The organism is Nocardia sp. NPDC005978, assembly GCF_040614455.1.
In the GTDB taxonomy this organism is placed as follows: domain Bacteria; phylum Actinomycetota; class Actinomycetes; order Mycobacteriales; family Mycobacteriaceae; genus Nocardia.
Genome location: NZ_JBEXUS010000004.1, coordinates 1 through 18655, shown reverse-complemented (window position 1 = coordinate 18655; position 18655 = coordinate 1). Strand labels below are relative to the sequence as shown.

Genomic DNA, 18655 nt, shown 5'->3' with positions numbered 1-18655 from the left:
TGTCGGGCCTTTCAGGAGATCTGCAGGGTGAGGCTACGGTGCCGGCGCGCGAACAGGCTCGGAAACCATTGCGGGGGAGCGTCGTCGGCGAGTGTGAAATGCGAGCTGCGTTCCAGCAGCGCCGTCAGCGCGGCGGTCGCCTCGAGCTTGGCCAGCGCCGAGCCGACGCAGAAGTGCACGCCGCGGCCGAAGGCGAGGTTGTTCGCGCCGCTGCGCCGGTCCAGATCCAGGGTGTCCGGATCCTCGAATCGGGCCGGGTCGCGATTGGCCGCGCCCCACAGCAGCAGCACGTGACCGCCCGCGGGCAGCTCGACCCCGCCCAGCACGGTGTCGGCGGTGACGTGGCGATGATGCGCCCGGAAGGGTGATTCCAGGCGCAGCGCCTCGTCCAGCAGGGCCGGCAGCAGCGCGGGCTCGCGCCGGATCTCCCGCTGCAGTGCGGGATCGGCGGCCAGCATGCGCGCGGCGGTGGACACCAGGCCCGCGGTGGATTCGCCGCCCGCTCCCACCAGTTGAACCAGCACCAGGACCGCGACGGTGTCGGTCAGCTCGCCGGCGGCGCACGCGCGCGCCAGCACCCCGAGCAGGTCGTCGCCGGGATTCTGCTGGGCGGCTGCGAATTTCGTGTACAGGTAGCCGGTGAGCTCGGCCGCCGCGCCCACCGAGCGGGTGAAGCCGTCGGCGTCGACCACGCCGCCCAGCATCTCGGTGCTCTCGTACGCCCACGACAGCAGTTGCGGCACATCGGCATCGGGGAGCCCGATGATGTCGGCGACCAGCGCCAGCGGAAGTCGGTCGGCCATCCCGGTGGCCCAGTCGATGCGCCCGTCCCGCAGCCCGTCCTCCCACAGCGTGCCGACCAGCGCGTGCACGGTGGGCGCGAGGCCGCGAATCCGCTTCGCCAGCAGCGGCTGTACCAGTTTGCGCTGGACCAGGTGGGCCGGGTCGTCGGCGGTGGCCAGCACGTGCACGGCCTGGCCGCCGCCGTCCATGTCGAAGGTGATCGGCGGGCCGTCGGGTTGCCGCAGCAGCACGCCGGTGAGGTTCGAGGAGAAGATCTCGGGTCTGCTCACCGCCTCGGTGACCAGGTCCCAGGTGCTGACCAGAAAGAAGTCGGTGCCCGGGACGCGGTACACCGGGGAATGTTCGCGCAGCAGCCGGTACAGCGGATTCGGGTCGTCGAGGTGGGCGGGATCGAAGAGATCGATCGCGTCCGGTGAGATCGGTGTCATTGCCACTCCGGGTCGGGGAACCTGCCGTCGGCACACGGTTTCCCGGGGGTGGATCGGGTGTCAAGAAGTGTCTCGGTATGAGAATTTCAGAGGTACGCGCTTTCCCGGTATGACAGGGAAAGCATCGATAACACCTGGTGAGAGACATTTATCGGCGATACATATTTGACAGACTGTCTCGCCTCGAGATTGCTCCCGGTTCTCAGGAGCACCTGTTGTCGCGCACACACCCGAGCAGCAGCAGTGTCACATCCGCCTTGGGCGGCGCCGTCCCGCGCGGCTGAGCGGCCAGCGGAATCCGGGCGAAGTCCGCGGCGGCGGGCGCACCCAGCTGGGTGGCCGAGCGAAAGCCATACCGCTGCCAGGCGATCCGCTGAACGTCGGGATCCTGTAGCGCGGTGATCAGGCGCTGGGCGTCGGCCGTCAGCGCGAGCACCGGATTGCTGTTGAACAGCGTCGGATCCGGATACAGCATGCGCGTCCCGGCCAGCAGCGCGTCGGTGGCGGCGGGATTGTCGCGGTAGGCCGCCAGTTGCTGCAGGACCTGGTTCTCGTAGCCCGCGTAGAGCGTGGCCGCGCCCTGGATCAGCCACTCCCGGAAGCCGCCGTTGGAGCTGTCCGACTGCAGGCCCTGGGCATCGTAGAGTCCGCGCACGGTGGGCAGTCCGGCCTTGGCTTCGGCGACGGTGGGCGGTTGGAAGACGTCGCCGGAGGCGATGACCGTCAATTCCAGTTGCAGCAGGCTGAATCCGGAGTTGGAGGTCGCGGGATCGGTGCTGGTGATGCGGATCGGGCCCGCCAGGTTCTGCGCGGCCAGCGTCTCCCACTTCTGTTTGGGCAGTATGTAGTCGAGCAGCAGGCGCTTGAGATCGACTATGAAGTAGGCGTTCTCGCGCTGGGCGACGATGCCGGCCTTGATCAGGGCGTCGGTCGCGGCCGGTCCGGCGTAGACGACTTCCGGTGTCTCCAGCACCGATTCGGCCCGGTAGCCGGGGAAGTCGTTGATGTCATGCGTCGCCTCGAACACGCTGCGCGCACTCGCCGAGGACGGCCACAGGCAGCCGACGCCCTGACTCCGCAATTGCGCGGTCGGGACCTGGACCAGGTCGTAGGAACCGCGCTGGTCGAATTTCACGGTCAGCCCGTAGTCGTCGCGCAATATCGCCTGGACGTCGGCGTCTGCCATGAGCGCGGACTTCTCCGAACCGCCCAGGCAGCTCAGGGTGGTGACCGCGGCCGGGGTGGCCCGGGAGCCGCGAATCACCGCGACGCCGACCACGATCACCACTATCGCGACGACGGCGGCCAGCAGCACGGGCAGTCGGGACTTGTTCATCTGTCCTCGCTCGGGGGCAGTACGGGCGGATAGCTCAGTTCCAGGCGGGCCAGATCGGTGAAGAAGGACTCCAGGTCCGGATCGCCGATCTGCTCGGCGGTATGGGCCGCGAAATGTTCGAAGCCGCGCAGTATCTCGCGGCTGCGCGCGAGCAGCCGGTCGGTGTCGCGGAAGCGCGCCGGATGCTCCTGCATCTCGAGATAGCGATCGAGCACCGATTCCACGCTCGCCAGCCCGCCGCGCAGACCCGCGGCGAGCGCCGGAAGCTGCCCGGGGTCTGCCCGCTCGGTGCGCTCGACCAGGCTCGGGATGATGTCGCAGGCCCGCAGCAGCGCCGCGCGGGTCTCGGGATCGGCGACGCGCCCTGCCCGGGCCGCCACGCGCAGGGTGGCCGCGCTCAGCTCGCGAGACAGCGCGCCGCGTCGTGCGCGGTCCGAAAGAGCCTGTCCGGCAAGCGCTGTCAGGACCGCCGCGCCGGCCGCGACGCAGGCCGCGCCGGCCGCGGAGCCCAGCACCGCGTACAACCCGAGGAAGGACAGGACCAGCACCGCCAGGGTGGTGATCAGGACGGAATTGCTCGGCAACGCGCTCCTATCGGTAACCAACGGCCTGGCGCAGGGCCGCGACCATATTGTCGGAACTGAAGTAGGAACCGCCCGTGCGCTGGGCGATCTCGTTCAGCGCCTTGGTGTTCACGGCGCTGCCGAAGCCGATGGTCACCACCGGCACACCGCTGCGCGTGATCGCGTCCAGCCCGCCGCCCTCGGTGTCGGTGCCGTCGGTCATCAGGATGACCAGGCGCTTGCGGGCGGGGTCGGGCGCACCCTCGAACGCGCTGGCCGCCGCGGCGAGGCAGCGGTAGATTCCGGTGCCGCCGTTGGGCTTTCGATCGCGCACGACACCGCGCAGGGTTCGCAGGGCGGGTGCGGCGTTGCCGGCGGTCCACGGTACGGAGATGGTGACGCTGTCGAAGACCAGCACCGCGGTGCGGTCCTGCGGTCCGGTCTGCAGCAGGTATTTCTTGGACTCCACCGGGTCGAAGAGCAGGTCCGCGGCCTGCTGGACGCCGTCCCAGCCGCCGTTGGTGCCCATGCTGCCCGAGGCGTCGATGCAGTAGACCAGATCGGTCGGGGGTCGATAGGCGGTCTGGTAATTGTCCAGTGCCGCTTCGATGACCGGCGCGGCCGGATAGGTGATGGGCTGCTCGGTCAGCGTGGCGCGGATGCCGCGATCGGGATCGAACACCGCGCGCGGGGCATCGGGCAGCGACAGCCCGATACTGGTGATGGGCCGCCTGCCCAGCTCGGTCAGCCGATGCTGGGTGCCCGCGGTGAGCAGGAAGTCCTGGAGCTTGGCGAAGTTGGCCAGCTTGGCGGGATTGTCGCCGTGCGGCAGGAAGCCCAGCGGTGCGTCCGAGATGGCCAGCACCCCGCGGGGATACACGACGTGCAGCGGTTCTCGACCGGCCGCGATCAGGTCCCGATTGCGCTCGATAACCAGGTCCTCGTAGGTGAACAGCGTCCGGCACTGCTGCGGCGCGGCCAGGCATTCGTCCATGAGCAGCCCGGTCGAGGGTGGGGTGCGCGCGAAAGCCCGGGCGAATCTGGTGATTCCGGTCCGCACGGGTTCGGAGTTCAGCTGGTCGGCCGTGAGCGCCACCCCGGGTCCGTTGCCCGCGAAGTGATTCAGGAAGCCCAGCAGCACCGTCGCGCCGGAATTGGACTGGGTGGGATTGGTCATCCACGCCGTGGTGCGCTTGGCCTCCACCGCCGCCAGGATCTCTTCGATCCCCACGTCGCGACCGGTGAACCCGAGCGCGTCCAAGTCGCTCTTGCGCCCGGCGTAGACCAGCGGGGTGCTGAACATGGGCTGGACCCGCTGCAGCCGGTGCTCGGTGTCGCCGAGCTGTTGAAAGACGCTGCCGGCGAACCAGAACGCGTCGTAGGGGGCGTCGCCGCCCTGGAGCAGCCGGGCCTGATCGACCGAACCCATGGCGGTCATGGTGCACGTCAGGCCCTGTTCCCGGCACCACGGCTGCACGATGTGCTCGAAGACCGCGGCGTGTTCGGAACCGGCGACGATATTGATCACATCGGCATTCGGGTCGTGCGCGGTGACGGGGCCCGTCCCCGGCTCGGACCCCGTACAACCGGCGACCAGTGCGGCCGCCGTGACCAGCAGTGCGACAATCAGTTTCGTGTGCGGGCGGACCCGCCGCGCCACCTTCCCCTCCATGTCGAGAGCCTAAACACGGCGGGGTGTGGCGCGGGTGAACGGCGGATGAGCGCCGGGCGAAATCAGTTGTGCGGTAGTCGAACCAGCATCTTGCCGGTGTTCGCGCCGTTCATCATCGCGGTGAAGGCGTCCAGGGCCTGGTCGATGCCCTCGACGATTGTCTCCTCGGTCCGCAGTGAGCCGTCGGCCAGCCAGCCGCCGGCCTTGGCGAACCACTCGGGCAGCTGGTGCATGTGATCGCTGACGTTCATGCCGCGCAGGGTGATCCGCTTGCCGATGGCCAGCGGCAGGTGACGCGGGCCGGGTGCGGGTTCGGTGTCGTTGTAGATCGAGATCGCACCGCACAGCGCGATGCGGCCGTAGCGGTTCATGGTGACCAGGGCCGCGTCCAGGTGATCGCCGCCGACATTGTCGAAGTACACGTCGATGCCCTCGGGCGCGGCGGCGGCGAGCTGTTCCGCCAGATCGCCCGCGCGGTAGTCGATCGCGGCGTCGAAGCCGAAGTCGGTGCGCAGGCGCGCCGCCTTGCCGGGGCCACCGGCGGAGCCGATCACCTTGGCCGCGCCGAGCTGTTTCGCGACCTGCCCGGCCACCGAGCCGACCGCGCCCGCGGCCCCGGAGATGAAGACCACGTCGCCCTCCCGCACGGGCGCGATCTCGGTCAGGCCCGCGTAGGCGGTCAGGCCGGTGGTGCCGAGCAGGCCCAGATAAGCCTGTGCCGGAGCGGTTTCGGTGGAGACGACCTGCGCCGAGCCCGCGTCCAGCAGCGCGTATTCGCGCCAGCCCGCGAAATGCGACACGGTCGCGCCGACCGCGACGGCGTCGGATGCCGAGGCCACGACCGTGCCCACCGCGCCGCCGGTCATCGCCTCGTCGAGAACGAAAGGCGGAATATAGGATTCGACGTCGTTCATCCGTCCCCGCATGTACGGGTCCACGGACAGCCAGTCGTTGCGCACCAGCAACTGCCCCGGCGCCGGATCGGGCAGATCGACGGTGGCGAGTTCGAAGTCCGCGGGCTTCGGTTCGCCGAACGGGCGTGCGATCAGACGCCACTCACGACTGGCTACGGTCATAGCTGTTCTCCTTCGGGATGTTTCGAGTGCATGCCGTGCAGGACGGCGGTGGCGGCACGGGGCACCAGGTCGGTGCGGCGTGCGGCGAGCAGGCCGATGGTGGTGGCCAGCAAGATGTGTGCGGTGTCCGCGGGATCGCGCAGGTGCGCGCCGGTGAGCGTCGCGGTGAGGATGCCGTGCAGATCGCCGGTGAAGCGGCGGCAGATATCGCCGTTGAGCCGGGCCTGCTCATCGAGAAGCTCGGCGGCGTGCGGGGATTCGGCGAACGGGCCGGAGGTCAGTTCGACCTTCGCCGCCAGAATCCCGTGCACCCGTTCGGCCAGTGGGGCATCCGCGTTCGCGGCCGCGCGAGCGTGTTCGAGTGCGGTGCCGTGCAGTCGCTCGGTGAGCCGCCGTACGGCATCGTCCTTGCCGCGGACGTACTGGTAGACCGCGGACCTGGAAACGCCTGTCTCGGCGGCGATGTCGTCCATGGTGGTCCGTCGCACCCCGTAGCGCAGCAGGCAGCGCTGGGTGGCGTCGAGTACATCCGCGGTCCGGTCGGCCATCGAACTCAGAGCGCCTTCAGCAGCTCCGCCGCCAGCGGAGCCGAGGACGCCGGATTCTGGCCCGTGTACAGATTGCGGTCGACCTCGATCTTCGGTGCCCAGGGCTCGCCCTCGCGGTAGTCCACGCCGAGCGCGACGAGCCGATCCTGCAGCAGCCACGGGGCCTTGTCGGCCAGGCCGGCCTGGGTCTCCTCGGCGTTGGAGAAGGCCGCGACCCGGTACCCGGCGAACGGGGAACGCCCCTCGGCATCGGCGGTCGCCAGCAGGGCGGCGGGCGCGTGGCACACCACACCGAGGGGCTTGCCCGAGGCGAGGGCGGCCGTGAGCAGCCGTGCGGAGTCGGCGTTCACGGCGAGGTCTTCCATCGGGCCGTGGCCGCCGGGGTAGTAGACGGCGTCGTAGTCGTCGAGCCGGACATCGGCGAGGTCGATGGGCCGGGTCAGCTCGGTGGCCGCGCGCAGCGTCTCGGCGACCTTCTCGGCGCCGGCCTGGCCCCCGTTGGCATCGGCGGCGAGGCTGCCGCGATCCACCGTCGGCACGACCGCGCCGGGTGTCGCGACCACGATCTCGTGCCCGGCCCCGCGCAGTGCCTCGTAGGGTGCGGCGAACTCCTCGGCCCAGTACCCGGTCGGGTGTTTCGTACCGTCGTTCAGCGTCCAATGATCGACGCCGGTCATGACGAAAAGAACCTTGGCCATGAAATCTCCTCGAATCGGAACGGGCTGCGGACTGGATCACCTGACATTTCGTATGCGATGTGTCAGGTCGTCGTGCCACCCACGCTAGGCACTCTCGGATCGACTGACCAATAGACTCGCCTATATGAGACATAGGCAGACCGATGGTTCGGTGGATCTCGCCCAGCTGCGGACCTTCCTGGCCGTCTACCGAGCCGGATCGATCACGGCCGGCGCCGCGCAGGTCGGGCTGTCACAGCCGACGGTCACCACCCAATTGCAGGCGCTCGAGCGCGGCATCGGGCGGCCGTTGTTCGAACGGCTGCCGCGCGGGGTCACCCCGACCGCCGCCGCACACGATCTCGCGGTCCGGGTGTCCGATCCGCTCGACGCGCTGGAGATCGTGGTCGGGAACGCGCCCGCCGAGAGCGCCGCGGAGCCGCCGGTTTTGCTGGGCGGCCCGGCCGAATTGCTCGCGGCCCTGGTGTTGCCCGCGCTCGCCCCGCTGGTCGCCGCCGGTGTGCGGCTGACCGTGGTCACGGGCCTGGCCGATGATCTGCTGGCCGATCTGCGGGTCGGCAAGCTCGATCTGGTGCTGTCCACCATTCGCCCGCGCGGGCGCACGCTACTGGCCGAACCCCTCGCCGATGAGGAGTTCGTGCTCGTCGCGGCCCCGGCGGTGGCGGCGGGCGTCGATCCGGAGCGTTTGCGCGCCAATGACTTCACCGGGGTCCCGCTGGTCAGCTATGCCGCGGACCTGCCGATCGTGCGCCGGTACTGGCGGCACGTGTTCGGCACCCGGCTCGAAGCCGAAGCGGCCCTGGTCATTCCGGATCTGCGGGCGGTGCTCTCGGCGGTCGTCGCCGGGGCGGGCGTGTCGGTGCTCCCGCGCTATCTGTGCTCGCGTGAACTCGCCGCGGGAAATCTCGTCCTGCTGCTGGATCCGCAGGACGCGCCGATCAACACCGTCTACCTGGCACGGCGGGTCGGGGGACCGCCGCGTGTACACGCCGATCGGACTCGGGATCGGCTGCTGGAGACGGCGGGGATCTGGCGGGCCTGCGCCGACTGACTCGGCGGCGCCGGATCGGACCGCATACCTACCGGGGAGTATGTCCGTTTTGGTCTTATGCTGACCGGCAAGGCGGAACGGGATGCAGATCCGCCTGCGCACCAAGGAGATAGAGGGATTCGATGTCACCGGGATACCGTCGGCCCGACGACGACACGTGGACGCAGAGCGCCGAGCCGTGGTCGCGGGACAGCGACCCGCGGTCGCGGGAGGCCGAATCGCGGTCGCGGGACGGCGAGCCGTGGTCGCGGGACGCGGGCAGGCACGTGCCCGACGCCGACCTCTGGTCGCAGGTCACCGATGTCTTCGAGCCCATCCGCGATGACTACGCGCCCACCGGTGACCCCGAGCCCGGCGGACCGGCCGCCACCCGGCAGTCACCCCGGCGCCCGCCCGCCCGTGCTCGATCGCAGGCCGAACGGGCCGGGCTGATCGCGCTGGCGGCCGTGGTGCTGGTGGCACTGGCCGTGGGCACGTTCTTCACCACCCGGCACTTCATGGGACCGAGCGACACCGGCGTGGCGGCAGCGCCCACGGTGACCGAGACGACCCCGCCGCCGGTCACCACCACCTCGGCACAATCCAAACCCCCGGCCGCCGGGGCCGCGCTGTCCTCGGTGCTCACCTGGATCAAGGCGGGCACTCCCGCCGACGACGCCGACTTCCACACCGTGACCAACACCTCCGGCGTCACCAGCGATCTGGGTTCGGCCGTCGCCTTCACCAGCCCGACCGGCAAGATCCGGTGCATGACGCCCAAGCGCGCCAACCCCCAGCAGCAGGGGCTGACCTGCATGGCTGACCTGGACAACCCGCCCGAGCGCCCGTCGAAGGCCTCGGGCAACTGGGTCGGAAACTGGATCGACTACCCCGGGGCGACCCTGGGCATCGGGCGGATGCAGGGCGACCCCGGGCAGTTCACGCTCGGCGACGGCCACATCCTGACCTACGGCAGCCGATTGGATTTCGACGACTACGTCTGCCGCATGGACAACGCCGGGCTGTTCTGCGTCAACGAAAGCGCCGGAACGGGTGTGCAATTCAGCTCGGCCGGCCCGGTCGCCTTCGGCTGCCTGTCGGAGTACACCTCCAAGCAGTACGGACTCTGGTACTCCTGCGAAGCGCCGGTGCCGACCACCACCTCCGCCGCGCCGACCACGACCGCGACCACCCCGAGCGGGAGCGCGGGGCCCGTGGTCGCGGGCGTGGAAGGTCAGCCGTGCAAGAAGGCCGGGCAGCGGGGCCGCGCCCCGGACGGCACCGGCCTGTTCTGCGATGCCGCCGGTGGCTCGGGGCTGCGGTGGTTCGTCGAGTAGCCGCTACTTCTCGAGCAGCCCGAATTCGGTGAGCAGCTCACCGATCTCGGTGCCGTCCAGCCGCTTCATCAGGCGCTTGCGCAGGATCTGCGGGCCGGGCAGGTCGATGGCCTCGCCATCGCGCAACCGGCTGGTGGCGGCCAGCAGCGACCGGATGTCATAGGTCGAACCGAAGACCTCCGGCACGCCGCGTTCGATGTCGAGCAGCTGATACGCGGCCTCCATGCCCGTGCGCACCGAGTACTCGGTGGTGAAGATGCAGTCGCGGGTGGTCTCGGCGAACTGGCCGATGAAGGCGAAGTTCACCGCGCCCTCGGGCACCACCTGCGGGCGGTCACCGGCGGTGCGCGGCATGAAGAACGCCGTCACGTACGGCATCATGACCGGCACGCACTTGGCGGCGTTCGCGGCCAGCTCCGGAATGTCCTCGACCGGAACTCCCATGTGGTACAGCCACTCCTGGGTGATCTCCTCGCCCGTGCACTCCTGCATGGACTTCTTGACGTAGTCGCCGGGGGTGTCGACGAACAGCGCGTACACCCACACCACGATCTGGTCCTTGGGCTGCTTCTTGAAGTGCGGCTGGCGGTTCACCGTCCAGCTCATCAGCCAGCTCGAATCCTTCACCGTCACGATGCCGCCGGTGACGACCTTGCCGCTGAAGGGATCTCGCTTACAGATCTTCTGAATGTATTCGGGGATGCGCTGATCCAGGGTTGTCACCGTCGCGGATTCCCACTTGGTCTTGCTGATGTCGCCGGCGAAGACCTCGGGCCGCCCGAACGCCGGATCCTTGGCGGCTATGGTGCGCCACAGATCCCAGGCCGGGGCCGGGCCTTCGTCGAGCTTCGCCGGGGTGTGCTGATCGCCCTCGTCGGAATTCTCGGTGAGGGAGCCGATCGTCATGAGCAGCAGATCGTCCGCGCCCAGGTCGACCCCGCCGGTGACGCCCTCGGACACCCAGTGAATGCGCTTGGCCTGCTTGCGCGACGCGGTGATCTCGAAATCCACGTCGGTGACCGTGGTGTCGAACTTGAACGTCACGCCCTGGTCCAGCAGCCAGCGGTAGAGCGGCAGCACCAGCGACTCGTACTGGTTGTACTTGGTGAACTTGAGCGCCGAGAAGTCCGGCAGGCCACCGATGTGGTGGATGAAGCGGTGCAGGTACAGCTTCATCTCGAGCGCGCTGTGCCACTCCTCGAACGCGAACATGGTGCGCCAGTACATCCAGAAGTTGCTCTCCAGGAAGTCCTTCGAGAACACCTCCTCGATGCGCTTGTTCTCCATCTCCTCGCGGGTGGCCAGGAAGACCTTGATGATGTCCTTCTGCGCCTTCTCGTTCAGGGTGAACAGGCCGTCGGTGTGCGCGTCCTGACCGCGGTTCAGGGTGGCGCGCTGCAGCGAGAAATTCGGGTCATCCTTGTTGAGCCAATAGAATTCGTCCAGCACGCTGGCGTCGTCGATCTCCATGGAGGGGATGGAGCGGAACAGATCCCACAGGCACTCGAAGTGGTTCTCCATCTCGCGCCCGCCGCGAATGACGAAGCCCTTCTTCGGTTCCTTGATGCCGTCGAGCGCGCCGCCGGGCAGCTTCAGCTCTTCCAGGATGGTGATCTTGTTCCCGGGCAGCCGCCCGTCGCGGATGAGGAAGGCCGCGCCCGAGAGCGAGGCCAGGCCGGACCCTACGAACCATGCCGTCTTGTCCTCGACGCCCGCGGGCTTGCGGGGCCGGGCGAACGCTTCGTAGTTGCCGTTGCTGTAGTACATCTGGCTCCTTCTCGAATCGTTTCGAACATGGTGTGCGGCAGGAGAATTACGCCGAGTACTTGTAGAAGCCCTCCCCGGTGGCGATGCCGAGCTTGCCCTTGTCGATGTAGTTGCTCTTGAGCCACGCGGCCAGCTTCTTGCCGTTCTCGTCGTCGCTGTTGACCAGGATGTTGTAGGGCGTGGTGAGGCCGATGACGTCCAGGATCCGGAACGGGCCCATGGGCGCGCCGGTGGCGATGCTCCAGGTCTTGTCCACCGCCTCGGGATCGGCGTAGCCGCCCGCGCTCAGTGCCATGGCCGCGTTCAGCAGCGGCACGAGCAGCGAGTTGAGGACGTAACCCGCCTTCTCCTTGTGCAATTCGATCGGCACCATGCCGATCGCCGAGGCGAAGTCGACGACGGCCTGGTACACCTTCGGGTCGGTCGCGGGGGTGCCCATGACCTCGGCGGTGTTGAACTTCCACACCTGATTCGCGAAGTGCAGCGCGAGGAATCGATCCGGGCGGCCGGTGAACTCCACCATGTCGCTGGGCAGCAGAGTGGAGGAGTTGGTCGCGAAAATTGTTTTCTCCGGGGCGGATTCGCCGAGCTTGCGGTAGGTGTCCTGCTTGATGGACAGCACCTCGGGCACCGCCTCGATCACCAGGTCGGCGTCCCGCACCGCCTCGGCCAGATCCGACGTCAGCGTGATGCCGGCCGCGGTCTGTTCGGCCTTACCGTCCCCGCCGCCGGCGACGTCGGTCTTGTAGATCGCGGCGAGTTTGTCGAAGCGGTCCTGCGCGGCCTTCAGCGCGTCGTCGCTGATGTCGTACGCGGTGACCTCGAAGCCGCTGAAGGCGGTCTGAAAGGCGATCTGCGAACCGAGCACGCCGGTTCCCAGGACGGTGACCTTGCGAATATCGATGCTCATGCTCTCTCCTATCGGTGGGTGAGTGCGGCGAAGAATCCGGTGACCAGCAGGGCGATCTGCGCCCGCAGATCCTCGATCGGGTCGTGCTCGGGATCGACGCCGGTGGCGGGCCGGGCCAATGCCAGGTGCAGCACCGCGAAGATGCCGCGTCCGGTCAGCCGGGCCTGTTCGTCCACTCGCGGGTCGTCGATGCCACGGGCCCGGGCGTCGGCGGCCAGCCGGCCGGCGAACATCGCCTCGGCCCGTGCCACCAGCTCCAGGCCCTGGACGCGGTACTTCTCGGCGGGTGATCCGAACAGCAGTTCGCGCTGATAGATCGCGGTGTTCTCGGCGCCGCGGCGGGCGGCCGCGGTGATCGGCCGCACCATGGCGAGCAGCGCCGGTACGGAATCGGTTTCGGTGCGGGCCGCCCGGTCGCCCGCGTCGAGCGCGGTGCGGAAATCCCGGTTGAAGACCATGAGGAACAGCTCGCCCTTGGAGGCGGCGTACCGGAACAGCGTGCCCGCCGCGATGTCGGCGCGATCGGAGATCTGCTGGGTGGTGACGTTGGCGAAACCGCGCTCGGCGAACAGCGCCGCGGCGGCCTCGAAAATGCGGTCCTGCTTGTCGAGCATGCCGCGCGTACGCCTGTTGACCTGTGCCGATTGGTTGTTGACCGCCATTCGACACCTCCGCTTCCGCATCCCGTAATGAGTGGACTCATTGAAGAGCGTACGCCTGGCTAACGAGTTTGCAACCCGCCGCCGGTCACGATCGGCACGCCGGAACCCGGCGCGGATTCGAGCTCGCGCCGGGCGGATGGATCAGAAACGCAGGACCGCGATGGCGGCCGGGGCGGCGATGCTGGCCGGGAACAACCCCTCGATCTGCTCGGCCGCGAGCAGGTAGATCGCGCCCTTGTGTTCGAGGGTGCGCACGATGGCGTACTCGGCCAGGTCGATCACCGAAGTGCCGGGCTCGGAATGGGTTTCGACCGCGTCGGTCATTTCGTCGAAGCGGCCCCACTCGGCCGCGCCCTGGGTGACGAGCAGCGATTCGACGCGTCCCTGGAAGGCCGCGCGCACCACCTCGCCGATGGTGACCGCGACCCGGGTGGGACTGTCGGCCAGCAGTTGCGCGGCGTGCTCGACGGCGGCGCGCTGGGCGGCCTCGAAACGCGGCCGGACCACCTCGTAGGCGGCGGCGTGCAGCTTCGGCCCGGTCAGCGCCGCGGGGTTGGTGTCCACCGTGCCGGCCAGCAGCGGGCCCAGGGTGGTGCGCTTCTTGAACTGGCCGGTCATTTCCGGATCGGCGACCAGCACCAGCGGGATGGCGGTGTCGGTCAGGTGCCGATCGACGGCGGCGGCCACCTTGCCCGTCCACTCCTCGAGGGTGGTCTTGCGCCAATCCGTCGGGGTGACGCCGTAGGCCTGGGTGCTGGCGCTGGTGCGGCCGCCGGTGTGCGGGCGTGCGGCGGGGGTGGCCTGCACGCGGTTCTGGCGGTCGTCGTCGAGATTGTCGGTCGGGCTGCCGGGCAGGCCGCCGTCGTAGTCCTCGGTCATGGCGAACCGGGAGGCCGAATACAGGTGCGCGCCCTCGGCGGTCATGGTGAGAACGGCGAATTCGCCGTCGGCGGCCAGCAGCGGGAGCAGCGGCTTCACGTAGAAGTCGCTGCCGACCACCACCTGTTCGGTCAGTTCCAGGGGCACCCGGTGGCGGTACTGGGTGCCGTCCGCGCCCAGGAACAGGGCCAAGCCCTGATCCCGGTGCTGCCAGAAGGGATAGTCCTCGATGAGCGCCTCGGCGGGGGCGAGCAGCTCGCGGGCCTCGGTTTTGCTCGCGCCCGCGGCCAGCAGTGCGGTGTGCGCCTCGGTCAGCAGATTCCGGAAGCGAATCGGATCCTGCCGGGTCTGCGGCCCGCTCACGTGGGTGGGCAGAAAAATGGAAACACCGCGCCCCGGCGCGGCTTTGATCAGGGTGGAAAGGTCGGACTGTGTGAACATCGGCCGTCCTTAGGTTGAGGTTGCCGGTCATCCCCAGGCGTTAGCCAGGGTAATGGCCAGGTCTGGTTCCGGGCGGGCCTCGACCGGATTGAGATGACCTTGTTCCTCAACGAAAACCCAGATCAGACCGGTGTATCGGTGACCTTCTGTGAAGTAGCCAAGAAGTCGCGAAGAATCTCCGCGAGCCGTTCGGGCGTCTCCACGTTCGGGCTGTGCCCGGCCTCGTCGATGAGTTCGAAGCGCGCGCCCACCGCGGTGTAGCGATCGCGGGTGCGCTGCCAGTCGTACATCCCGTCGTGCCGCCCGTGGACGACGAGCGCGGGCAGCTCGGTCATCTCCAGCTGACGGTCCAGGGGATTGGCGGCCAGGGCCCGGCGGCGAACCGCGCTGACCTCCCGATAGGCCCGCCACGACATGGCCCGATGGTCGCTGATCATCTGCGCCGGACCGGGTACGGCGGCGTCGAGATCGAAGCCGCGTGCGAAGCCCTCGGACAGCGCACGCCGCACCAGCGGCTCGGGGGCGAGGTGCTGCACCAGCATCGCGATCGGGGCGAACGCGAGCACGGGCGCACCCGGCGTGACGGTGAGATAGCTCAGATCCGGGGCCTGATCGATGATGACCACCTCGCTGACCCGCTCGGTGCGGGCGGCCACCGCGAGCGCGGCGTCCGCACCCCAGGAATGCCCGACCACCGCCACGTTCTCGATGTCCAGGGCGGTGAGCAGGCCCGCGAGCATGTCGCCCTGGCCGTCCTGATCGAAACCGGAACTGCCTCCGGTGCAACCGAATCCGAGCAGGTCCGGGCGGATGACCCGGTAGTCGCCGGACAACAGCGGGGTGAGCGCGTCCCACCAGTGCAGCGAGCCCTCGAAGCCGTGCAGCAGCAGCACCGGCTTGCCGTCGGCCGGCCCGTCCTCGCGCACGTGCACCTCGCGATCGAGGACCGGGATCATCTCGCCGACCCGTGTGCGTGACCTGGTTGCGCTGGACTTCATCGTCTTCACCCACCGACTGCTCGAAATGACATGACCGTCAGTGATCCTGCCATCCCGGGCGGGCGGCGGGCCGGGGAGTGTCTCAGACGTGTGCTCCGGGCTCGTATGCCGTTGGCTCCCAATAGGTTTGCAAGCCTTCCCGCTGCGGGAGCCGTTCGGCCAGGCGCTCGGCGGCGCGCAGCACCTCGGGCCGGTCGATGAGCAGCCGGCCCACGCGTTCGAGTTCGGGGCCGGTGATCACCCGGAGTGCGCCGCGGGTGAGGTTCGGGAATGCCCGGGCCACGCGGTAGCCCACCCATGATTCCGGGCGCAGCGGCAGTACCGCCTGATTGCGCGCGGCCGCCGCGACGATCTTGCGGCCCGCCTTGTCCGGGTCCATGCCCAGGTAGGTCATGGCCTTGATCATGGCCTTCTTCCCGATCTCGACCTGATCGCCGGTGAGGGTGGCGACCGCCGCGGTGGCGGGCAGATTCGTGGCGATCAGGCCGGGGCAGACCACGGTGACGCCGATGTGCTGGGCGGCCAGCTCCGCGCGCAGGGTCTCGCTGAAGTGCTTCACCGCGGCCTTGCCGATGCTGTACGGGCCGGTGAGACGGGCGGGTGCGAAGGCCGCCATCGAGGCGATGTTCACCAGTTGCCCGCCGGTGCCGCGCTCGGCCATCTGCGCGCCGAATATCCGGCAGCCGTGGATCATCGCCATCATATTGATGTCGATGATGCGCCGCAGATCCTCGAGCGGGACGTCGAGAAATGGCCCGCCGACGATGATCCCGGCATTGTTGACCACCACGTCCGGCACCCCGTGCTCGGCGCGCACTGTTTCGGCGAACGCTTCGAGGGCGGGAGTGTCGGCGACGTCGAGCGCGTACGCGTGTGCCGAACCACCCTGTGCGCGAATCACTTCCACCGTGTCGAGCGCGGTGGCGAGATTGATGTCGGCCACGATGACCGAGGCATCGCGCTGGGCCAGCGCCTTGGCGATGCCGCGCCCGATGCCGCTGCCGGCGCCGGTGACCACGGCGACCCGGGGGTGGAAGTTCGTCATCGCACGGCCTCCGTGTCGGCGGGGAACTCCGCGGGCAGCAGCCGCGCGAGGGTATCGTCGACGCGGTCCAGCACGGCGTCGGGGACGTAGCGCGTCACCAATTCCACCAGCTGCCGGGTGTCCATGAAGCGCGCGGCCAGGCGAGCGCCCGCGGGGGAGATGCGGGCCGCGGTGCAGACGAGGCGGGCCTCGATCGGGGTGGCGGCGATGGCGGGATTGCGCCCGGCGATGCGAACGATGTTGCGGCCGATCGTCTTCGGGTCGCGGGCGACCAGCTTGGCGACCAGCACCGAGATGTCGCGCCCGCGCGCGGCCATCCGCGGATCCAGGCCCACAACCTGGGCCGAGGGGTAGAAGCCGGTGTTGATGAAGGCCGGAAGCACCGCTGTCACACCGACTCCGGTGCCCGCGAACTCCAAGCGCAGGCATTCGGTGAGCATCTGCGCCGCGGCCTTGCTGGTGCAGTACGGCGTGCTGAGCGGAATGGGCACCACCGCGGCCGGTGAGGTGACGTTGAGAATGCGCCCGCCCGCGCCGTCGTCGACCATCTGCCGTCCGAACAGCCGGCTGCCGTAGACCGGGCCCCAGAAGTTGACCGCCATGATGCGGTCCCAATCCTGGGCCGAGTGGCCGAGAAACGGTCCCGCCGTGGTGTATCCGGCGTTGTTGACCAGGACCGCCGGGGTGCCGTGGGCGGTGTAGACGTCGGCGGCGAACTCGGTCATCGCCTCGGGGTCCGAGACGTCCACCGCGTACGGGAAGCCCTGCCCGCCCAGTTCGGCGACGGTGTCGGCGGTGCGCTGGGCGCCGTCCTTGTTGATATCGCTGATCACCACCCGCGCGCCCTGTGCGGCAAAGCATTCCGCGGTCGCGCGGCCGATGCCGCTCCCCGCGCCGGTCACCACCACCAGCTTGTTCCGGAACTTGGACATGCACTCTCCTCGGCCTCGTCGCCACCGCTGAGCCGCGACACGGCGGGCTCACCGTCCCGACAGTCTACGTCAACTGTCCCAGACAGTGAAGGGGCGGCGTGCGGGGCCGCGGGAACGAGTCAGCCGCCGACCGGAGTCGGCGGCTGAGGCGATGCGGAAGGCGCTGTGCGGCAGCGCCTTCGCGGGTGGTGCGATCGAGTGTCAGACGGCCGCGCCCTCGGGGACGTGATTCGCGAGTGCGACCGTTTCGGCGAGCAGGTCGGCGGTGCCGAGCAATTGCTGTTCGGTGTGCTCGGAGGTGATGAAGAAGCGGAGCCGCTCCTTGCCGAGGGGGACGGCGGGGGCCGAGATGGCGCCCGCGTAGACCCCGCGCTGCAGCAGCATGGCCGAGACGAATCCGGCGCGGATCTCGCCGGGGACGATGACCGGCACGATCGGGGTGCCCTGGGAATCACCGAGATTCAGTTCCCGCTCGCGCAGGGCGGAGTGGAAGAACTCGGCATTGCGCCACAGCCTGCTGATCCGCTTGGGCTCGGCGTCCATGACCTCGAGCCCGGCCAGGGCCGCGGCGATGGTGGAGGGCGCCGGGCCGCCGGTGAGCATGGCCACGCCGGGGGCGCTGGCCTTCATGGCGGCGATGAGGTCGGCATCCCCGGCGATGAATCCGCCGCAACTCCCCAGCGCCTTGGACAGCGTGCCCATCCAGATGTCGACCTCGGACCCGAGCATGCCGTAGTGCTCGCGAATGCCGTGCCCGCGTGCGCCGAAGACGCCGAACGAGTGCGCTTCGTCGACCATCACGGCGCAGTCGAATTCCCGTGCGACGGCGGCGAGTTCGGCGACTCGGCCGACCGTGCCGTCCATGCTGTAGTGCCCCTCGAGCACCACCAGCGCGCGATCGAAGCCCGAGCGCGACATGCGCAGCACCGCGCGCAGCGACTCGGGGTCGTTGTGCCGGAAATTGATGCGGCGGCAGCCCGCCCACTGGGTGCCCGACACCACGCTGCCGTGAATGAGCGTGTCGCAGAAGGCCACATCGCCCTCGCCGAGCAGGAAGCCGATCACCCCGGCGTTGGTGAGGTAGCCGCTGGTGGTCACCATGGCGTCGCCGACGTCGTAGGTGTCGGCGAGCCTGCGCTCCAGCTCGCCGTAGAGCGGGATCTCACCCGAGACGATGCGACTCGCCGAGGCCGAGGCGCCGTACTCGTCGAGCGCGTTCTTGGCGGCCTGCACCACCCGCGGGTGACTGGACAGGCCCAGGTAGTTGTAGGCGCTGAAGTTGATCAGGTCCCCGGTTGTCCCCTCGGCCCGGATGACGGTGTCGTTGGGGCTGGTTCGCGGCAGGAACACCGGGCTCGTCATGCCGGACTGCTCGCTCATCGACGCGATGAGCGCCCGCTTCCGCACGGCCGCGGCGACCTCGGGATGGTCGGTGAACTGCCGCCCGGGTCCGCGCGGGGCCCGCGCGGCCGCACCGGACGCGCCGGGCCGGGCCGCCGCTCCCGTGCGCACCGCCGGGCCGTTCGCGG

The 18655-nt window shown here is 69.1% G+C and carries 17 protein-coding genes; 2 read left to right on the top strand and 15 right to left on the bottom strand.

The genetic code is table 11. The features are described 5' to 3' along the window. Positions 1-11 precede the first annotated feature (11 nt). The 7 genes from ABZ319_RS02760 to ABZ319_RS02730 all read right to left on the bottom strand — a co-directional run bounded on the left by ABZ319_RS02760 (position 12) and on the right by ABZ319_RS02730 (position 7125). Complete coding sequence (locus ABZ319_RS02760; RefSeq protein ID WP_354984563.1) at positions 12-1232, bottom strand: cytochrome P450; 1221 nt, start codon at positions 1230-1232, stop codon at positions 12-14. A gap of 202 nt (positions 1233-1434) precedes the next feature. After that, on the bottom strand, positions 1435-2568 hold the full coding sequence (locus ABZ319_RS02755; protein WP_354984562.1) for a hypothetical protein: 1134 nt from the start codon (positions 2566-2568) through the stop codon (positions 1435-1437). Further along, complete coding sequence (locus ABZ319_RS02750) at positions 2565-3152, bottom strand: hypothetical protein (RefSeq protein ID WP_354984561.1); 588 nt, start codon at positions 3150-3152, stop codon at positions 2565-2567. The genes ABZ319_RS02755 and ABZ319_RS02750 overlap by 4 nt, the downstream gene beginning before the upstream one ends. A gap of 7 nt (positions 3153-3159) precedes the next feature. Continuing rightward, positions 3160-4803 (bottom strand): vWA domain-containing protein, encoded by a 1644-nt coding sequence (locus tag ABZ319_RS02745; protein WP_354984560.1) that lies wholly within the window; start codon positions 4801-4803, stop codon positions 3160-3162. A 62-nt stretch (positions 4804-4865) separates the two neighbouring features. Then, on the bottom strand, positions 4866-5879 hold the full coding sequence (locus tag ABZ319_RS02740; RefSeq protein ID WP_354984559.1) for an NADP-dependent oxidoreductase: 1014 nt from the start codon (positions 5877-5879) through the stop codon (positions 4866-4868). After that, complete coding sequence (locus tag ABZ319_RS02735; protein WP_354984558.1) at positions 5876-6427, bottom strand: helix-turn-helix domain-containing protein; 552 nt, start codon at positions 6425-6427, stop codon at positions 5876-5878. The genes ABZ319_RS02740 and ABZ319_RS02735 overlap by 4 nt, the downstream gene beginning before the upstream one ends. 5 nt (positions 6428-6432) lie before the next feature. Next, positions 6433-7125 (bottom strand): type 1 glutamine amidotransferase domain-containing protein, encoded by a 693-nt coding sequence (locus tag ABZ319_RS02730; RefSeq protein WP_354984557.1) that lies wholly within the window; start codon positions 7123-7125, stop codon positions 6433-6435. A 124-nt stretch (positions 7126-7249) separates the two neighbouring features. On the opposite strand from ABZ319_RS02730, the gene ABZ319_RS02725 reads away from it, so the two are divergent. Both ABZ319_RS02725 and ABZ319_RS02720 read left to right on the top strand, forming a co-directional pair. Next, the gene (locus ABZ319_RS02725) at positions 7250-8176 is read left to right on the top strand and encodes a LysR family transcriptional regulator (protein WP_354984556.1); all 927 of its coding nucleotides are present in this window, start codon (positions 7250-7252) and stop codon (positions 8174-8176) included. A 122-nt stretch (positions 8177-8298) separates the two neighbouring features. Then, complete coding sequence (locus ABZ319_RS02720; protein WP_354984555.1) at positions 8299-9492, top strand: hypothetical protein; 1194 nt, start codon at positions 8299-8301, stop codon at positions 9490-9492. Positions 9493-9495: 3 nt separating this feature from the next. On the opposite strand, the gene ABZ319_RS02715 is transcribed toward ABZ319_RS02720, so the two are convergent. The 8 genes from ABZ319_RS02715 to ABZ319_RS02680 all read right to left on the bottom strand — a co-directional run. Continuing rightward, on the bottom strand, positions 9496-11259 hold the full coding sequence (locus ABZ319_RS02715; protein ID WP_354984554.1) for an oleate hydratase: 1764 nt from the start codon (positions 11257-11259) through the stop codon (positions 9496-9498). A 46-nt stretch (positions 11260-11305) separates the two neighbouring features. After that, the gene (locus ABZ319_RS02710) at positions 11306-12169 is read right to left on the bottom strand and encodes a 3-hydroxyacyl-CoA dehydrogenase (protein ID WP_354984553.1); all 864 of its coding nucleotides are present in this window, start codon (positions 12167-12169) and stop codon (positions 11306-11308) included. 8 nt (positions 12170-12177) lie between these two features. Then, the gene (locus tag ABZ319_RS02705) at positions 12178-12831 is read right to left on the bottom strand and encodes a TetR family transcriptional regulator (RefSeq protein ID WP_354984552.1); all 654 of its coding nucleotides are present in this window, start codon (positions 12829-12831) and stop codon (positions 12178-12180) included. A 141-nt stretch (positions 12832-12972) separates the two neighbouring features. Beyond that, a complete protein-coding gene (locus tag ABZ319_RS02700) occupies positions 12973-14151 on the bottom strand; it encodes a hypothetical protein (protein WP_354984551.1) in 1179 nt (392 codons plus the stop codon). 122 nt (positions 14152-14273) lie between these two features. Beyond that, complete coding sequence (locus ABZ319_RS02695) at positions 14274-15149, bottom strand: alpha/beta hydrolase (protein WP_354984550.1); 876 nt, start codon at positions 15147-15149, stop codon at positions 14274-14276. An 82-nt stretch (positions 15150-15231) separates the two neighbouring features. Then, positions 15232-16194 carry an SDR family NAD(P)-dependent oxidoreductase gene (locus ABZ319_RS02690; RefSeq protein ID WP_354984549.1) on the bottom strand — a complete coding sequence of 321 codons (963 nt, stop codon included), beginning with the start codon at positions 16192-16194 and terminating at the stop codon, positions 15232-15234. Further along, entirely contained in the window at positions 16191-17126 is a 936-nt protein-coding gene (locus ABZ319_RS02685; protein WP_354984548.1) for an SDR family NAD(P)-dependent oxidoreductase, read from the bottom strand. Before ABZ319_RS02685 ends, ABZ319_RS02690 begins: the two co-directional genes overlap by 4 nt. Positions 17127-17327: 201 nt before the next feature. Continuing rightward, positions 17328-18655: aminotransferase class I/II-fold pyridoxal phosphate-dependent enzyme (locus ABZ319_RS02680; protein WP_354984547.1), on the bottom strand; the 1328-nt coding region annotated here is incomplete at its 5' end.